The organism is Priestia sp. SIMBA_032 (genome assembly GCF_046535215.1).
Lineage (GTDB): Bacteria > Bacillota > Bacilli > Bacillales > Bacillaceae_H > Priestia > Priestia aryabhattai.
Genome location: NZ_JAWRXD010000927.1, coordinates 1 through 261 on the forward strand (window position 1 = coordinate 1; position 261 = coordinate 261).

1 protein-coding gene is annotated in these 261 nt (G+C 62.1%); it reads left to right on the plus strand.

Annotated features, from left to right (window positions below; translation table 11 throughout):
- The coding region (locus SB717_RS37050) for an alpha-L-rhamnosidase-related protein (RefSeq protein WP_410908082.1) at nucleotides 1–261 on the plus strand (261 nt) is incomplete at both ends.

The following is a 261-nucleotide window of genomic DNA, read 5'->3' on the forward strand; positions in this document are numbered from 1 at the left end:
GACCGCACCCGTCTCCATCATTGTCGACCGCGTGTCCGCTGCCCCGACGTCCGTCGGCTCCTTCAGTTCCTCCGATCCTCTTCTCGACACCATCCACCGGGTCACCCGGCTGACGCTGGAGAACTGCCTGCAGGGCACGCCCGTCGACACACCGCTGTACGAGAAGCAGGGATACACGGGTGACGCGCAACTTCTGACCGAGACCTATGCGTACAACTACTGGATGCCGAACTACCTCGGTGGATGGTTCGAGAGCAGTGT